Annotated in this window: 16 protein-coding genes and 1 pseudogene; 1 reads left to right on the top strand and 16 read right to left on the bottom strand. The window is 43.2% G+C overall.

The window, feature by feature from the left end; translation table 11 throughout:
* The 16 genes and pseudogenes from AWV70_RS24410 to AWV70_RS08555 form a co-directional block, all read right to left on the bottom strand.
* Nucleotides 1–365: pseudogene (locus AWV70_RS24410) on the bottom strand (DNA helicase); the annotation flags it as partial.
* Nucleotides 366–566: 201 nt separating this feature from the next.
* Nucleotides 567–1283, bottom strand: a complete 717-nt coding sequence (locus AWV70_RS08625) for a hypothetical protein (RefSeq protein WP_060206166.1) — start codon at nucleotides 1281–1283, stop codon at nucleotides 567–569.
* Between the two features lie 146 nt (nucleotides 1284–1429).
* Nucleotides 1430–3118 (bottom strand): methyl-accepting chemotaxis protein, encoded by a 1689-nt coding sequence (locus AWV70_RS08620; RefSeq protein WP_060206164.1) that lies wholly within the window; start codon nucleotides 3116–3118, stop codon nucleotides 1430–1432.
* Nucleotides 3119–3316: 198 nt separating this feature from the next.
* Complete coding sequence (locus AWV70_RS08615; protein ID WP_060206163.1) at nucleotides 3317–4000, bottom strand: hypothetical protein; 684 nt, start codon at nucleotides 3998–4000, stop codon at nucleotides 3317–3319.
* Nucleotides 3997–5109 carry a mandelate racemase/muconate lactonizing enzyme family protein gene (locus tag AWV70_RS08610; protein WP_060206161.1) on the bottom strand — a complete coding sequence of 371 codons (1113 nt, stop codon included), beginning with the start codon at nucleotides 5107–5109 and terminating at the stop codon, nucleotides 3997–3999. The genes AWV70_RS08615 and AWV70_RS08610 overlap by 4 nt, the downstream gene beginning before the upstream one ends.
* Nucleotides 5110–5285: 176 nt before the next feature.
* Nucleotides 5286–5699, bottom strand: coding sequence for a VOC family protein (locus AWV70_RS08605; protein ID WP_060206158.1), 414 nt, complete (start codon nucleotides 5697–5699; stop codon nucleotides 5286–5288).
* An 83-nt stretch (nucleotides 5700–5782) separates the two neighbouring features.
* Nucleotides 5783–7627, bottom strand: coding sequence for an SLC13 family permease (locus AWV70_RS08600; protein ID WP_060206156.1), 1845 nt, complete (start codon nucleotides 7625–7627; stop codon nucleotides 5783–5785).
* Nucleotides 7628–7704: 77 nt separating this feature from the next.
* Entirely contained in the window at nucleotides 7705–8532 is an 828-nt protein-coding gene (locus AWV70_RS08595; RefSeq protein WP_060206154.1) for an ABC transporter ATP-binding protein, read from the bottom strand.
* Nucleotides 8533–8599: 67 nt separating this feature from the next.
* Nucleotides 8600–9331, bottom strand: coding sequence for a hypothetical protein (locus tag AWV70_RS08590; protein ID WP_060206152.1), 732 nt, complete (start codon nucleotides 9329–9331; stop codon nucleotides 8600–8602).
* A gap of 54 nt (nucleotides 9332–9385) precedes the next feature.
* A complete protein-coding gene (locus tag AWV70_RS08585) occupies nucleotides 9386–10534 on the bottom strand; it encodes a hypothetical protein (RefSeq protein WP_060206150.1) in 1149 nt (382 codons plus the stop codon).
* Between the two features lie 28 nt (nucleotides 10535–10562).
* Entirely contained in the window at nucleotides 10563–11771 is a 1209-nt protein-coding gene (locus AWV70_RS08580) for a hypothetical protein (protein ID WP_060206149.1), read from the bottom strand.
* Between the two features lie 70 nt (nucleotides 11772–11841).
* Nucleotides 11842–12738: an ABC transporter ATP-binding protein gene (locus AWV70_RS08575; protein WP_060206148.1), complete on the bottom strand. Its 897-nt coding sequence runs from the start codon at nucleotides 12736–12738 to the stop codon at nucleotides 11842–11844.
* A gap of 239 nt (nucleotides 12739–12977) precedes the next feature.
* A complete protein-coding gene (locus AWV70_RS08570) occupies nucleotides 12978–15020 on the bottom strand; it encodes a TRAP transporter permease (protein ID WP_060206147.1) in 2043 nt (680 codons plus the stop codon).
* Nucleotides 15013–15534: a DUF1850 domain-containing protein gene (locus tag AWV70_RS08565; protein ID WP_160327639.1), complete on the bottom strand. Its 522-nt coding sequence runs from the start codon at nucleotides 15532–15534 to the stop codon at nucleotides 15013–15015. The genes AWV70_RS08570 and AWV70_RS08565 overlap by 8 nt, the downstream gene beginning before the upstream one ends.
* A gap of 88 nt (nucleotides 15535–15622) precedes the next feature.
* A complete protein-coding gene (locus tag AWV70_RS08560; protein WP_060206145.1) occupies nucleotides 15623–16603 on the bottom strand; it encodes a TAXI family TRAP transporter solute-binding subunit in 981 nt (326 codons plus the stop codon).
* A gap of 158 nt (nucleotides 16604–16761) precedes the next feature.
* A complete protein-coding gene (locus AWV70_RS08555; protein ID WP_060206144.1) occupies nucleotides 16762–17319 on the bottom strand; it encodes a phosphatidylglycerophosphatase A family protein in 558 nt (185 codons plus the stop codon).
* 158 nt (nucleotides 17320–17477) lie between these two features.
* Between AWV70_RS08555 and AWV70_RS08550 the strand changes: the two genes are divergently transcribed.
* Nucleotides 17478–18203 carry an alpha/beta hydrolase gene (locus tag AWV70_RS08550; RefSeq protein WP_060206143.1) on the top strand — a complete coding sequence of 242 codons (726 nt, stop codon included), beginning with the start codon at nucleotides 17478–17480 and terminating at the stop codon, nucleotides 18201–18203.
* The last annotated feature ends 177 nt before the right edge of the window (nucleotides 18204–18380 follow it).

Raw genomic sequence — 18380 nt, 5'->3', positions numbered from 1 at the left:
GGCGACCGCCAATCGACGATGATCGGTTCTTGGGTTTCCTGATGAAAGACGGATGTTTTTCCAATATAGAGGAATTCATCCTTCTCCCCTTCCGTCTGGAAATGGATACGAGCGAAATAAGGCTTTTGCTGAATCGCTTCGAGTCCTTCCTTCTGGGAGCGGGCCATTTCAAAAAATCGGGTGTTCGTCAAAATATTGATGTAGCTCAAACTGGAATCCAAATAGTCCAAGTCGGCCATCGCATGTCGGATTTCATCTTGCGAGGATTGCACATCACGCATCGACTCTTCCAAGAGCTTCTGCATGTAGTGCTTCGTGTAGTCAAGGCGCTGCAATTCGAACTCAAAATCGGGATGTTTCTGCATAGACAGTCCTCCGTTTTGCGTATTTTGCGTCCTGCTCTTCTAGGTGAGATGTTGGGGTCAAAATGAAACAGGAATTGATTGTACCATTATGGGATGTTTTAGGCAATATGATTTATTCAGAATCATTATAATCATATTTCACGTTAATTAAAAAAGCCCCGTTTTGAAAAACGGGGACATACCAGTTCTATACAAATGTTCTTACATAGACAATTCAACAGGGAAAAACTCGGTCCGTTGCTGTTCACGCTTGTCGAGCATAATTTGATCCGGTTTAATGCCTTGCTCACGTAGCACTTCGATATTCTGCACGAGAAATTCGTCGCTGCCGACAATATAGAAGAGGCCTTCCTTGTCTGCAGCAAGATTTTTCACTTCTTCATAATAATCTTTACGATTATCAACGAACTGGACAGTGAACTTCTTATCAGCTGCAGGTGCAAACACATCTGGGAACAAGAAATCACTTGTTGAATCGATGTTTAGGGAATGGATTTGATTGACGTTATCAGCACGGTCGAAATAATCGAGTACAAGCGGTCTAAAAGTTGCCAATCCGACTCCTGAAGAGAGGAGGTACACATTTTTGTCTTCTCTTTTCAGCGGAACATTCGAATGGATTTTAAATATGGCAACTTCATCTCCAATTTTATGGTTTCTTAACGTCGATTTAAATTCAGAACACTGCTCTTTAATGCGTGTTGTTATGCCAATCGAGTTTTCATATGGCAGCGTAGAGATGGACATGTGACGGATCAAGCTGCGGTTTGGTTTATCCCCAGCATTAAAACCTTCCAGTGCCAAGTGGATGTGAGAACCTTCTTCCCAAGTAAGACCTTCCGGACAGTCGAGCAAGTACGTTTTAACTTCAGGTGTTTCTTCAATAATCTTATTTATTTTCGTCCAATAGATTTGCATTATATATTCCCCTTTTTCAATTATTTGTATTCTTACTTTCCACTATACAGCAAGTGATAACGATTATCAATTAGAATCAGTTGATAAGTATGAACGCAGGCATTATATAAAAATCTCCACGCCGTTTGTTGAGCGTGGAGATTTCATCAGACTGTAAAACGTCCCATATCGTTTTGTAGTGTTTCTGCAACTTCGGAAAGTGTTTGTGCGCTTGAAGCGATTTCTTGGTTGGAAGCCAATTGTTCTTCTGTCGATGCACTTGTCGATTGCGCTTCGGCTGATGCTTGAATAGCAAGCTCTTGCACTTTTGTAGCGCCTTCTGTCACTCGCTCGCTCATCGTTCGAATCTGTTCAATTGCAGCAGCAACTGTTCCGACTTTGTTGCTTACATCATTGGCTGCCAACTCAATTTCACTAAATACTTCGTTAGTTTTTTCAGTAATGCCCAATCCTTCTTTGACTCGATCGCTACCCGCTTCCGTACTGTCAACGGCCAAAGAAACGTTTTGAATAATAGCATCGATCATTCGGCCGATTTCTGCCGCGGATGTTTTCGATTGTTCAGCAAGGTTTCGCACTTCATTCGCTACAACGGCAAAACCTTTGCCCTGCTCTCCCGCACGAGCCGCTTCTATCGCTGCATTCAATGCCAAAAGATTCGTCTGCTCGGCAATGCCTGTTATAAGTTCGGTTACATTCCGGATCTTTTCCGAATGAATCGCCAAATCAGTAATGATATCCGAAGATTGCTTGATGGATGCAGAGATGCTGGACATCTGATCCGTTACCTCTTTCATAAGGTCCGCACCTTCACCCACAAGTCGGGATACCTCATCGGAAGAAGTGAGCATCGCTTCATTATCATTTGTGATTTGATTAATGCCGTTAGCCATTTCACCCATTGCGTTCGCAGAATCATTGACAATATTCACTTGCATATCGCTTGCCAGTAAATTCTTTTCAGCAATTTCAGCTACCATTTCGGAAGCAGCAAGGCTTTCTTCTGAACTTGCCGTCAACTGTTCAGCTTGAGCTGCCAATTGGTAGGATGAATCTCTCGTGCTTATAATAATAGCCCGTAAATCAGTCTTCATTTCGTTGAGAGCTGTTGCCATTTCACCAATTTCGTCACGGTTTTTGATATGTAATGGCTCCATGCCAAAGTTTCCTTGCGCAAGTTGCTTTAATGCATTTGTCATTTTCCTGACTGGATTTGTAATGTTTTTACTAATAATATAAGCAATGACCATACTTAAAATAGTTACTAGGGCAAGTAAGCCGATAAAGAAAATGCCCGTCGATTTCACTCTCTTTTCAACTTCTTCCCGAACGTCAAGCATTTGCTCACGTTGGAAAGAAATCAATTTATCCGCTTTATTAATGATAAGTGCCTGATAAGGCTCCGCTTCTTCGGCATACGAGAGCGCTTCATCATCTTTCGCATTATTAAAAGCGGCGAGTGCTTTTTCAGAGAGAACGATATATTGCTCAGATGCAATTTTCAATTCATTGAGCAGTGCACTGCTTTCCTCCGACTGCAAGGATGATTCTAACTCATTTATTTTTTCATTAATTGAAACAAGTAAATCACTGCGGTTCATCAAGTATTTTGTTTCTTTATAAAGTAAATACCCACGTAAATCATTGGAAAGCTCTTTTTGATTAGATGTTAACTGTTCCAATAGGACTACTTTTTCCATTTGGTCATCAATGAGCGACTTATACTTCTCACTAACGTCCGGAATGGTCAAATAACTTAATACTCCTACAGTAATCATTAAAACTAATAGTAATAGAAAGCCTGTCCATAACTTTTTCCTTACTGAATACCTCATTATTTTCCTCCTATTTCTGCAACCATTCAACATTATAAACTACTATCTATTATCCGTATAGACATAGGTAGATAGAATAACAAAAATAGCTGGAAGTACCCTTACCAATCATCTTATCTATTCACCTAGAAAGAAAATAGTCTTTTCACACTAGAAAAACCAGACGAGGCAACTTCCACTTCGTCTGGCTTCACCTGCTTATTCATTCTTTTGGAATTTCACTTTCCATGAGCCGTCAGCCTCTTCCAGTCCTACGCCGACCCATCCATCTTTCAATAAGGATTGCTGCTCCAATACATCCGACATGTCTGCCATGGCTGTCAGCGACCCTGTTTTTTCGTTGTCCTGCAGATCTATCATCAACGTGTATCGCAAAAGATTTTCATATTTCTTTTCCAATGAAATGATATACATGCCTAGCGTAAATTTGTCCTTCAGGCTTGCAATGTTAAATGGAGCTACAGTTGCGAACACATAGCGATGGCGGTTCGTATCGACATTCTCCATAAGGAGTTCTCCGAGAATCCGTTGCAAGCTGTTCCCTCTATAGGCGGGGTCAACATTCGTCACTTCCGAATACAGAACGGATGGCAATTCGGAAGCGGGTAAGCATGCATCCTTGCCTAAATGGTGTTCGTCAATTTCCGGTTCGAGCATCGCCCTGAATGCGATTAGATGGCTGCCGTGAAATGCGCCGATCATTGTTCCATTCCCATCCAGGATGTAGTGGAATTCCTCCTCTGACAATGGCTGTAAAAAAGAAGCAACGGTCAAGTTGTCAATCACTTTCTCCTGCAACGTCATAATTGCATGAAGGTCATCGTGAGCCAATTCCCTGATCGTTACCTTTTGACCATTTTTCAACATTACATCTTTCTTCATCCGACCACCTTCTCCGAGTAGACCGTTAGTTTATTCAAAACGGCTTCATCCACCTCGACGCCAAGACCCGCCTTTTCAGTGAGGCGGATGAACGGAACATCATATGTTAGGTTTCCGATGTCTTCACTGAATTTCAATGGTCCAGTCAATTCGACGCTCGTCATGATTTTTTTGGAGAAGGCAATGTGGAAGCCGGCTGCTGAACCGACAGATGATTCAACCATCGAGCCGACCTGGCATTCGATTCCCGCCATTTCTGCCATATGGGCGAGTTTCATTGCGGGATAGATGCCGCCGCATTTCATCAGTTTGATGTTCACTTTGTCTGCGGCGCGCTTGGCAATGATTTCCCTCATTTCACGGAACCCTCGCAAACCTTCGTCAATCATGACAGGTACGGAAGTTTTCGATTTGATCTCCACCATGGCATCGATATCATCCGCTTTCACCGGTTGCTCCAGCCAATCGAGTGTACACTCTTCAAGTTTTTTTAACGCCTGCAATGTCGTCGAGCTGTTCACCCATCCTTGATTCACATCGATGCGGATGGCGATCGACTCTCCTACCCGTTCGCGGACAGCCTGGATTCTTTTCACATCTTCAGAAACGTCCGTGCCGACTTTCATTTTCAATGACCGATAGCCTTCCTCGACGCGCTGTTCCGCTTCATCGGCCATATGTTGAGGTGTTCCGATGCTAAGAACATGTGTAATCGGGAATTCATCGTGATATCTTCCGCCCAACAGATCATAGACGGGAATGTCCAACGCTTTTCCGACTGCGTCATAGCAAGCGATGTCTATTGCGGCTTTCGCTGATGGCACACCGTATATCTCAGCGTCCATGCGCTCGTGGATCTTTTCCATTTGAGCCGGATCCATGCCGATCAGCTTCGGCGCAAGCGTATTTTTCAGGACGGCATATGTACTTTCCCAGCTTTCACCCGTTACGTGTTCATCCGCCACCGCTTCTCCATATCCGACATGGCCTGTGTCGGTTGTCAATTTGACGATGATCGACGGCATATAGTCGTATCTCGCGTAGCTGATGATGAATGGCTCATGTAACGGCAAGTGGATTGCATGAATTTCGATCTCTTTGATTTTCATCTTGATTCTTCCTTTCGATATGGCAAATGTCTTTCGTTATTGTATCATTGTCGGGAATGCGGGGGAAGAAGGGACCTTTGTCGCGATTTATTGAGCCCTTGTTGGAATAAATGAGCCCATGGCACAAAACTACAAAAACGGCAGAGGATATCCCCCGCCGTTCTGCCATACATAATTCACTCTTCGTGGCTGATCTGCCATTCGATGCCGTATTGGTCCTTCAATGAACCGTAGCTTTTACTCCAGAACGTCTCCTGCAAATCCATCTTCACTGTTCCGCCTTCTTTCAGCTTCTCGAAGACCAATTTGATAAGGTCAAAGTCCTTGTTTACAAAAGCTAGACTGACATTATTCCCTTCGACAAAAGGAAAGCCGGGAAATGTGTCGGAGAACATGACTCTGGTGCCGTCGATATTCAATCGTGCATGCATGACCAGATCCTTCGCTTCTTCGGGCAACTGATAATCGGGACTCTGAGGAGCTTCGCCGAATGTCATGATTTGCGTGATCTCCGTATTGAATACCTCTGCGTAAAACTCTACAGCTTGCCTGCAGTTGCCATTGAAATTAAGATAGACCTCTACTGCCATTTTCACGACCCCTTTTCCAAAATTCTTTTCATTCTTTCAATTCAGTTTACCACGTACAAGCTTTCTTGCAAACCGCTTGCGATTCAGAATGGAAACAATAGCGGGATGGCAATCATCATGACGATAAGCATTATCACTTGTAACGGGACGCCGATTTTCACGAAATCCTTGAACTGGTATCCCCCAGCTGTCATGACAAGTGCATTTGTCGGGGAGGCGACCGGTGTAGAGAACGCCATGCTTGCCCCGACGGCGACAGCCATCAAAAATGGATAGGGGCTGACGCCGATGCTAAGGGCGGCACTTAATCCGATTGGCGCGAACAGGACGGCTGTTGCAGTGTTGCTTATGAACTGGCCGAATGTCATCGTTAATAAGAAGATCCCACCAAGCACGCCCAATGGACCAAGTCCGCCGAGCAATTGGATGATCCCTTCCGAAAGCAATACCATCCCGCCCGTGTTTTCTAGCGCTGTCGCCATCGGAAGCATAGCGCCTATTAAAATGATGCTCTCCCAGTTGATCTGGCCGTATGCGTCATCCATATTTCTGACGCAGCCTGTCAAAATCATCAATGCGGCACCGATCAATACCGAAATGACTGCCGGGAACACTTCGAATACCATGAGAAGTACCATCAGAATCATGATTGCGCCTGCAATGGACGCTTTTCCGCTCGCTGCCGCCATACTTGCATGCTCTTTCGGCTGCCCGATGACGACAACATTCCCTGTTTCCCGGGAAAGCAATTCAATCGATTCCCAAGAGCCTTGTACGAGAAGAGCATCTCCGAAACGGAGTTTTTGCTTCGACATATCCTTCACGACATACTCCCCTTGGCGATTGATCCCTACGATATTCAAATTATATTTCTCGCGGAAGTTGATCGTACGCAAAGTCTCATTAATCAATTTCGAGTGTGGGGTCAAAAGCACTTCCGCGATGCCCAGCTGCTTCGAGACGAGCTCATCCGCCTCGGATGTCCCTTTTTCTATGGATAACCCAAACGCTTCAACAAATTTCTCAATATTTTCAGCGGCCCCTTGTACATAAAGCCTATCCTTCGGCTGGACAATGCTATTCGGTCCAGCCATTTCCTGATAGGTCATTGGCAATAAATTCAGACCTTCCGTTGACTTCCTGCTAATTTTCAAAATGCATAACTGGTACGTCGCCGGTATTTTCAATTGTGCAAGCCGCTTCCCGATCATTTCAGATCCTACCGGCACTTTTACCAAGTACAAGTTTCCGCCAAGCTGATAGTCAAGCGCCAACTGTTTCGCCGACAGCTTTTGGACCTGATTGGAATTGGATGCCTTCTTTCCCTTTGGCAACAGCGAATTGCGAACTGCATACAGATAGATAAGACCTACGACAACTCCGATAATACCGATTGGGGTGATTTGGAAAAAGCCAAGCTTTTCATATCCATTATCGACAAGCATTTGACTGATGATCAAGTTCGGCGGCGAGGCGATCAACGTCAGCAATCCTGAAAAACTGGCCATATAGGAAAGCGGAATCAAATACTTCGACGGACTGCTGTTAATGCTAATGGCAATACTGATGACAATCGGCAGCATGAGGGCAACCGTCCCCGTATTGCTCATGAAAGCGCCTACTGAAGCGACAATGAGCAATAGGAGAATAAACAGCCGCTTTTCACTATCACCCGAGTATCGCAATAATAATGTTCCAGCCATTTGGGCGAGCCCTGTCCTCAAAATTCCCGCGCCTATTACGAATAGTGCAGCAATCATAATGACGACAGAGTTGGAAAAGCCGGATAACGCTTCAGCAGGCGTAAGGATTCCCGTCAGCACGAAAGCGAGCAAGGCGAGAATCGCGACGAGATCAGCACGTATTTTATTCGTCATGAACAATACGACAGTAATCCCTAAAATGATGAATGTGAGCGTGAGTTGCACAGCACCTAGTTCCTTTCTTATTTGTCTATATCCATTGTAGTATAGATAGAAAGAAAGCACCCGCACGTTCCGTACATTTACGTGAACATTTGGATCCCCTCACTATCTGTGCGTATAGGCTCACTTTTTTTGATCGAGACATAAGGCCTTCCTTCATCCCACCGGATTTTCACTGGTACATTGTATGTTTCTGTCAGCAAATCATCAGTCATCACGTCCTTTTTCTTTCCCGAAGCCACAATACTTCCTTCTTTTAATAGAAGCACATGTGTGATATCTTCCATCAATTCCTCGACATGGTGCGTCACATAGACAAGGTGACAATCATTTTTCGTTACGACTTTTAATGTATGTAAAAATTGCTCCCTTGATAATAGATCAAGTCCTGAGCATGGCTCATCCATAATAAGCATTCGTGGTTTATTCATGAGCGCCCTTGCAATTAAAATCCGACGTTTTTCGCCTTCTGACAGTAAGTTAATGGGCTTACCTTTTACGTAGGATAACCGGAAATCATGCAGCAGCTCATCCGCGCGTTCCCAATCAGCTGGAGAGGGGTGCTCATACAGGCCGAAACTCGCAAACTTTCCACTAATAATGACCCGCTCGACCGTTTCATGCTGAAACATTTGAGTGAATCGCTCCAAAGAACTGCTGACAAAACCGATTTCTTTACGCAGTTCCGGTAAATTCGTTTCGCCAAATCGGTTCCCAAGAACGTGAACTTCCCCTTCAGTTGGAAATTGATGTGCGGATATAATATTGAGAAGCGACGTTTTACCGGACCCATTCAGCCCTAATATTGCCCAGTGCTCCTTCTTTTCAATTGTCCAATCGATATTCGTAAGAATCTCCTTATTGCCCCTTCTGAACAAAACGTCCTTCAAGTCAACCACGTTTCGCATCGTAAATCACTCGCTTCCGTCCATTGTATTTGAAAAACGGCAGATCTTTTTTGATCCACCGTTTCGTTTATTCTGCCACCGGTTTAAAATTAACTAAAGAGATTCCGGTAACCCTAACTTTTTGCCCCTCAGTCAACTTCACACGGCTTTTTGATCCCATTTCACTGCCACCAATCACTTCATAAAGAACTGGATCATTGCCCTTTTCGTGAATTTCCAAATATCCCATCCCGTACTCGCTACCGAATATATATTCACCAGCTTCAATATCCAATCCGACGTCCCAAATACCTGCATTCAAATCAGTAGACAACGTTGTTGGCACCGGTGAGAAACTAACATTATCATAGCCGCCATCCGCAAAAATTGTATATGCACTCTCAATATCGACCGTTAGGCTTCCGACACCACCTACATGACCTACAATTTCACGTATGACAAGATCACCGTTTTCATCATAAATGAATATGTTTCCCGCAGGATATCCCGAAATAGCATATCTCCCTGGTTGAAGACTGACCTTTACTCCTTCCTTCGTAAAAACGCCACTTTCAAACTGTTCAGCGTCTTCATTACGCCGATCCACCGTATTGAAAATTGCCGGATTCACCTTTCCGATCAGTTCATCCTTTTCCGAGCCGACAATTTCAAAGTTCTTTTCATAAGGGCCGGCCTTATTGGACTCCGGCTTTTGTAAAGGATGACAGCCTGACAGCAGCAATACGCATGAGGCAAATAAAAGAGATGAACCTATTTTACAGCCGATCCATTCAAGCCATTTCTCCATAGTGTTTTTCATAATACTCCACCGTTCCTTATTTTCTCAAGGGAAGCCGCAAACTCCTCCATCCTATCAGTTTTTTGCGACTTCTCCTTTTCGGATGTAAAGCAGTTTATTGCGTCCGTATAGAATAGCTGCGGCTAACAGATTAAGCCCAACTAACCAACTATACGAATGTTTGAAGTCCAATTTTTCATTGCCAAATTCCGCAGCTGCTTCCCCATTCAATATGGAACCGATATCGATGAATTTCAATGGATACAGCCAATTGAATGTAGCTCCTGTTACACTTATCAGATCAGGCAGCAGTAAAATGACAATCATCGTCAAAATGGTCGCGTACAAATTCTTCGTCATGACATTGATCAGAACAAATACGAGCAAAAGGAATAACGCAATCAACGCAAACGCGATGAACATATACGTTAGATACCTGATTGTCGACACTGCAACGAAATCCATATCTTGATAAATAAGAACTGGCGTGATGAAATTGCCCCATTCCGTTTTTTGGGCAATATAATATCCGCCGATGAGCACGGCTAAGACTAGAAACAGCAGTACTTGAACCAAATGAATGGCCACCTTGCCGCTAACTTTTTGCATGAAGGATATTGGGAAACCGCCTACAACAGACTGATGTTGCTGATCATTCACCAACATGCTGCTTCCGATAATTAACACAAAAAGACAAAATAGCAGTCCACTGAGCATGTTCAACGCGACCGGCAAATAATTGCTTGCTACAAAGGGATCCGGTACAAGTGGCAATTTATGTACTTTGTAATATCGTAAAATCGCCATATCTTTTTGAATTTCATCCTTTGGAATGACATAGTTGGGATGGATTCCTTTGTTCCCTAACTCATGTAATTCAAGACGTAATTCATTCAATTTAAGGCCTTCTTCTATATATTTGTCATAATCCTCTTTCTTCCACAAATAAAACCTTTGCATATTAATCGAGGAAGATTGTTGTGTCAAATTATTGTAAGTCGCTTCCCCCTCAGCCGTCTCCCTCAGGTCCTCAGGAAACGCATTGAACACTGTAAACATATGCTCCGCTTCCTCGTTTTTCAGCCTCTGCATATCTTTGATGTCTAGTTGACTATATTGGGTATAATACAAAGGGAAAAACAGGATAAGGCCAATTCCAAGTAACCAATTTTTCCGATTATGGAGCAATAATTTTGTTTCAAACAATAAATACTTCCAAAACATAATCCGTATCCTTCCTCATTACATATTTTCACGCATAATAGAAACGTCGTTTATTAATGACCTTTGAAAGAATGAATAGTACAAGTTCGGTGACAGCAAGCGTGATGAATAGCACGACAATTCCTTTCATGTATGTGATCGTCTCTGTATTCACTAGAAAGTTCTTATCCCCATTTACGATTTTCCCAAAATCAAAATACGTTTGAGGGAAGAAGCTAATATCTTTTCCAAATATCTCCCTCGTCGTCCTTGAAACGAAAAGGCGGTCCGAGAAGAGGATGAAGCTGCTGAATAAAAGAACAAGCCATTCATTTTTAAACAGAAGACCCAAAATGACATTCATTCGGATGAAGAGGAAGATTAATAGCGGAACGACTATCAATGTTTTCCCTAAAAAGGCAGCGATTGAAATGATATCGTAATCCTCTAGTGAGAAGGTCCGTTGTGCAATCATGATCGGTACATGCAAATCGAAATAGCCAAAACCGAATTGCACGCTCATTACGACAACCCCTGCAATCAGTATTCCAATAACTACGAGCAGTGAATAGAAGAAAGCGGATAGAGATTTCAAATTCAATTGGCGATACCAGGATAATGGAACGCCTTGCAAAACTGACCGATTTTTGCGGTCTCTCGATAACACATCACTGCTGAAAAAGATTGCGCAGAATATGATGAAAAGAATCCCGTTCGTCTGCAGGAACTTTTGCAGCGCTTGCAATCCTGTCTTTTCGTACATTAAACCATATGTAATTGGGTACTCATTCGTTAAGTAATCCTCATAGCGCATCATTGTTTGCTTGTATAGATGGGACCTATCCTTCCCTGGGTAAGGAGATAGCGCAAATAGATTTTCATCTGAGGTATATTCATATTCATTCCCCATCAGGGAGAAGTTCCGTAAATAAAGAAACCGGTGATAGTTCTTATCTTCATATGCGGTAAGTAAAGCGTGATTGAGTTTATAATAGTAATCGTTATAGGCATAGACGGGCATTCCTGTCATTATAATAATGCCCGTATTCCCCTTCTTCTCCCTAAATTTCTGCTCGACTTCGAGATCCGTTAAATAAGTCTTCACCTCGTCAGGATTATATGTTTCTTTTGTTTTTTCGTTCGGCAACAGAATCAGACAATAACTCAGCAGCAATACACCGATGAATAAAATAAAAGGTACGTTACGTCTGCTTCTTGCTGTAATAAGAAATTCATGCTTCAAATAATTTCGATTCATCCCAGCTTCCCCTTTTGGTAGTAAAGTATTAATTTTCTATTTGTATTTGAGCTGAAAAAGTTTGCGGCAATCAAGCGTTTTTCGAATAGTACTTATCATAGTATTCTACTGTCCCCAATGGCCCGACTGTCATTTCCTTTTCATTATAGTCAAGCATCCGTTCTATCCACTTGGTCTGTTCCGACTCGCTCATTCCTTTTAACGGAATGCATAATAAATATTTCGCCAAATAGAGGTGACCTTGCGGAAGTGCCACTTTTCCTTTTAGTGTTTCGTATTGTTCAGGAGTTACTTCTATTTTAAGAAAAACATCATTTTCACCAGTAAATCTATGTTCATGCACAATCTTTCCGTCTTTTAGGAAAATGACTCTATCTGCATATAAATCCAAGTTCGATAGTAAATGGGATGCGACAAAAATGAGCTTATCCTTCTTCATTTCCATTAAGCAATCCGATAAGAGGGCCACATTATCCACATCGAGGCCGTTCATCACTTCATCCATAAGCATCACTGGTGTATCTGCAGCCATCATCATTGCAAAGCATAGACGTTGCCGCATACCTAATGAATATGTGCGAACCTTCCTTTTCACGTAATTGCCCATTTGGAGGCGCTCGATGACTTCGGGAACCTGCTTTGCCGTTCCTTTCCACATATTTGCATAAAGTTTCAAATGATCCACTCCTGATAGCTCCTCAAAAAGGTCTTGCTGTTCAGGGAAAGAACACAACTGCTTATGGATCAATAACTCTTCCTTTTCATTTCGGTAGGCATATTTATCATCAAATAATACATGTCCCGAATCAGGTTTCACAAAGTTCGCCATGACATTGAACATTGTAGATTTGCCCGTTCCGTTGGGAGCCGCCACGCCGATAATTTCCCCTATCTTTGCCGTTAATTCCAGATTATCTAGAACAGCTCTCTCATTGTACGTAATTGACACATTCGATAATTTCAGCATTTATTCTTCCGCCTTTCAACTTCCCCTTTTGATAGTAAAGCATCAATTTTTCCATTATTTTGCCTGTCTCACTATACTATAGACATACTATTATAATATTTCAATAGTATTTATACTTTTAATTAATCGAACTTATTCATTTCACCTGACAATTTACTAATCCGATGAAAAATCTGTTCTTGTGGCAAACGAAAAAGCTGTCACAGTTGTCTAGTTGACAATTGTGACAGCCTTTTTGATTAGGAAGCGACTGCTGTTTTATTTTTTGTATTGTTGCCTTTCGTTTTCCATTGGATGGCGAGTTGGATGATGAACAGAGACAATCCGATGATATCTGTAATTGTTTCAGGGTAAATCAATAACAGCCCCGTGATTGTAATAAGAATACGCTCAAGCCAATTGATTTTCCGGTACCAATAACCGATCATCCCTGCTCCAATCGCAATCATGCCGACGATGGCGGTGAAGACGACCCATATGATTTCAAGGAAACTGGAGTCGATCATAAGCATCGCGGGATTGAAGACAAACATGTACGGGATGATGAAGGCCGCGATTGCAAGCTTTGCGGAAACGACCCCCGTTTTGATCGGGTCCCCGCCGGAAATGCCTGACGCAGCGAATGCTGCCAGTGCAACAGGCGGCGTAATATCCGCGATAATACCAAAATAGAATACGAACAAGTGAGCAGAGATCGCAACTACGACTGGAACTGTAGTACCTGGTCCCATTTCACCGCCCATGAGCAACAGGATGATCGCCGGTGCGGCAATTGTCGATGTAATGACATAGTTTGCCGTCGTAGGTGAACCCATCCCTAAAACTAGCGCTGCAAGCATCGTGAAGATGAGCGTCAATAGGATATTCCCGCCTGCCGCGGATACAAGTCCATTGGCAAGACTGAGCCCTAACCCTGTTTTCACGACGACGCCGACGATGATACCCGCACAAGCGGTCGCCGCGGCGACTGCCAATGCAGTGCGCGCCCCATCGACTAGCGCCATGATGATATCTTTCGGTCCAAGTCTCGTCGATTTATCAAAGAAGCTGACAACTAATGTGAGGACGATCCCCAATAATGCAGCCTTCATTGTAGGTATTCCTAATAAGAGGAATAGGATGATCCCTAAAATCGGCAAGAGTAGGTAGATCTTTTTCAAAGTCGCTTTTCGATCAGGCATCTGGTCCGGTGACATGCCCTCAAGACCTACACGCTTCGCCTCGAAATGCGTCATGATCCAAATCCCTGTGAAATAAAGCAATGCAGGAATCGCAGCCGCTTTGGCAATTTCCCAGTACGTGATACCGCCGATGAATTCGACCATTAAGAATGCTGCAGCCCCCATAATCGGTGGCATGATTTGCCCGCCTGTTGAAGCAGCCGCTTCAACGCCGCCTGCAAATTCCTTCCGGTAGCCGAGCTTTTTCATCATTGGAATTGTATAAGAACCTGATCCGACAACGTTTGCGACGGAACTTCCTGAAATCGTCCCTTGCAATGCACTTGAGAAAATCGCAACTTTTGCTGGCCCGCCTGTCAAACGGCCAGCGAGAACGACAGCCAAATCATTGAAATAATTTCCTACGCCGGTTTTCACAAGGAATGCACCGAACAACAGGAAGACGAATATAAATGTCGCGGATACACTTATCGGCGTTCCTAAAATACCGTCAGTCGTGAAGAACATTAATTGTACAATGCTTTTCAGGTCTTGGCCGCGGTGCGCCAGGAAACCCGGGAAATATCGGCCATAAAATGCATAGATCAAGAAGACTGTCGAGATGATCGTAATCGGCAAGCCGACTGCACGTCTTGCAGCCTCCAATGTCAATAGAATAGCGACAATCCCGATGAACAGATCCATGTCGGATACCCTTCCGACGCGGAAGACAAGATCACCATAAAATAGCGGCCAATACAAGCCGACCGCAATGGCTAGCAATGAGAGGATGACATCGTAGAATGGCACTTTGTCTCTCTTGACTCCCGGTTTTTTAAATGCCGGGAACAATATGAAAATCAATGCGAGAGCGAATCCTAAGTGAATGGAACGCTGAATATACGCAGTGAACGGGGTTCCGATGGATGTGTATAATTGGAATAAGGAAAATGCCAGTAATCCTACAAAAACGAGGGTTTTGAAGATCCCTTTCACATTCCGAGTATTCGATTCGGGATCATACTTTTGTAGAATTTCAAGTTGCTGTTCTTCCGTCAGCATTTCATTGTTTTCAAGTTGGGACTCTTGCTGAGTTTCTTCCCGATTCTTATTTTTAGCCATTCATGTTTACTCCTTTCATCAATTGGTAGAATGATTGGCGCTGCACACGAAATGTGTACGATTTCCCTCTGGTCAAATAGTTTTTCAGGTCCACCTCAAGGCCTTTATACCTAAAAGCCAAGTCTGCATTGACATCCCCTACAAAAAGGACGAATGACGGGATGATATTATGCTCATAAGTAAGCGTATACATTCCGTCTTTAACAGTCAGCGACTCTCCTTCTTCTGCATAGCCAGGCAACCCGATTCCTACATCTTCATACTGCATGGACAATGATTGAATGGCGTTTCGATCAGTGACCCGATATGATTCAACGACATCGGTCAGAAAAATGGAGTGTACATAGCGTATTTGAAATTCCTGCTCATCCTCCAACTGTATAAAATAAGTTTTTGGATGATCAGTTCGATATTCCGTAAAGGTGAATACCTTATGTATCGGCAGGAAAATGGAGACGAGGGAGACAAATAGCGCAGATAGTAGAATGGGGAGAAATACTTTCTTTCTTCTCATCTTCTTCTCCCTTTCCGGTAGCAATGAAGAATGGGACGGCTGAAGCATATTGCTTCACCGCCCCGTTCAACTATTGACTTGTATTCAATTATTTCTTTTCGTCAAAGTACTTTTGAGCGCCTGGGTGAACAGGGATCCCGATACCGTCAAGACCTGTTTCCGCTTTGATCAAAGCGCCTTTTGGATGCGTAAGTTTTGAAGCATTGTCATAGATCGCTTTTGTGATTTCATAAGCAAGATCTTCAGGAACATCGTTTTGGATGACCAACATTGCTCCAACAGAAACAGTCGGCGTATCTTCTTTGATGCCATAAGTTCCTGCTGGAATGACTTCTTTAGCATAGTACTGATATTCTGAAATCAATTCATCGGCTTTTTCATCGGATACAGGTACGATGTAAACTTGAGCTGTAGCGTTCAAGCTTTCAACCGCACCAGTCGGTGTACCTGCAGTGATGAATGCAGCATCGATTTGGCCAGCTTGCAAGCTCTCTTGGGATTCCCCGAAGTCCAAGTCTTGTGGCTGGATATCATCCATTGACAATCCGTGGATTTCAAGAAGTTGCTCCGCGTTCGCATACGTACCGGAACCAGGAGCCCCTACGGATACTTTCTTACCTTTCAAATCATCAAATGATTTGATGCCATTTTTCTCTAAAGTGACCAATTGGACTGTTTCAGGATAAAGCGCACCGATTGCCGAAACTTCGTCGATGACTTCTCCGTCAAACATCATTTCGCCTTTGGATGCATAGTAAGCGATATCCGTTTGTACGAAAGCGATTTCAGCACCGCCATCTTTCAATGCAGTCATATTCGCTGCGGATGCTTGTGAAACTTCGGCAGTTGTTTTAACCCCAGTTTCCTGAGTGATGATATCTGCAAGGGCTCCACCAAGTGCGTAATATGTACCTTGCGTACCACCTGTCAAGACACTGATGAAATCATAGTCTTCTTTTGTTTTGCCGGATTCAGATCCATTGCCTGAATCATCCGCGCCACACGCTGAAAGGACAAGCAACGCAATCATCGAAATGAACGCAAGAATACGAAATCTCTTTTTATTCATATTTTCATTCTCCCCTTTTTGTTTAGTAGTTTTGCAACTTAGCACCTATTCTAACATGACTGGTTATTCGCTTGTCAATCTTTCTTGAAAATTTTCAGTAACTTGCAAGCGTTTTCAATAGGAAAAAAGGAGGTGGAATACCTTCATATTCCACAATATTACTCATATTTTTTTTTTTGATCTACATCCAAATACGTAATTCCAGCTTCATCTAAGTCCCTTTTCCGATGAGCAAGTCTTGATGCGGCACATGAGGCGACGCTTGCGACAAGATCGTCAAGAAATGTATGGACGCCATTCCCTTTTTTCGTATCCAGCTCATTGATAATACCGATTTTATTTTTATCCAGATGGCCGAATGTTGTTACAGCTATAGATCCATATGTGAAGACAGCCCCCAACGCGATTGTTTCATCTACACCAAAAAGCCCTTCGTCAGAAGTTACGATCTGTTGGAGTGGCGCTGATAGCTTCCCCTGTTCCGCAAGCTCATCCAATTCTATTCCGACAAGGATCGCATGCTGAAGTTCCCGCTTCCGTAATACTCTTTCGACCGAATCCACACATTCGTCAAGATCGAGCCCTTCATTATAAGGGACCTGCATTTCGTAAACGATTTTAGCGATGTCCTCCAATGTGACGCCTCTTCGAATTAATGCCTCTTTTGTAGCTTTTGTTACGACATCGGAATGGACAATGTTTTTTCCAGTGAACATAATTACTACCTCCTTATTCTTCCTGACGCTCGTCACGTATAATATGACAAAAGCCTTCAAGATGCTTATTCAATGTAACGTTTGCTTCCAAGCATTATACCTGTACTCGCGCTTATGTTACAATCTTCATACATCATACAACAGGGAGGACCTGCACGATGGAATATGGAAAAATCGAAGAAGTATTTTTTTACAGCGAGGCTCTGGATGAAGAGATGCAACTTCTCATCCATCTGCCACACCAGTATTCACCACTTTACAAGTATTCAGTTCTAATCGCCTCCGATGGCAAGGATTATTTTCAATATGGACGGATCGGACGGGTCGTTGACGAATTAGTCAACGAAGGCGACATCAGTAATATGATTGTCGTCGGCATACCCTATAAAAGCGTCAAGGAGCGCAGAAGGATGTACCATCCGGAAGGTGACCGCCATGATGATTACATCCGTTTTCTTGCGCATGAGCTTGTCCCTTACCTCGATGCGAACTACCCTACGTACCAAGTTGGCGCCGGCAGGGGATTGATCGGCGATTCGTTGGCAGCGACGATTTCACTGTTGACCGCATTGAAATATCCGAACTGCTTCGGCAAGGTGATTCTCCAATCCCCGTATGTCGACGAATCTGTGATGGAAAAGGTGGAAGCTGTTCAAGACACGTCTGCATTTTCAATTTATCACGTCATCGGCGAGGAGGAAACTGAAGTCAAAACGACTCAAGACGGCATTAGCGATTTCCTCACTCCGAATAGGGAATTGAATAAGTTGATCAAAAGAAAAGGGTTTTCCTACTTCTATGAAGAATTTAAAGGGAACCATACATGGAAATATTGGCAGCAGGATGTTCCAAGAGCAATCAAAGAATCCTTTCGCGACATTTGATACCAAACAGTACAAAGAATAGTTCATTCTGCTATAATTGTTTATAAGTTGTATATAAACATTTTACGAGGAGGTCTTTTATTATGAAATATGGTGTTGTAGCTTTCCCTTCAAAGAAACTCCAAGATTTGGCAAATGGGTACAGGAAACGTTATGATCCACATTATGCGCTTATCA

It is taken from the genome of Sporosarcina koreensis, assembly GCF_001531445.1.
In the GTDB taxonomy this organism is placed as follows: domain Bacteria; phylum Bacillota; class Bacilli; order Bacillales_A; family Planococcaceae; genus Sporosarcina; species Sporosarcina koreensis_C.
Note: the sequence above shows the minus strand (reverse complement) of the source record. Positions and strands in the feature narration are given on the sequence as shown.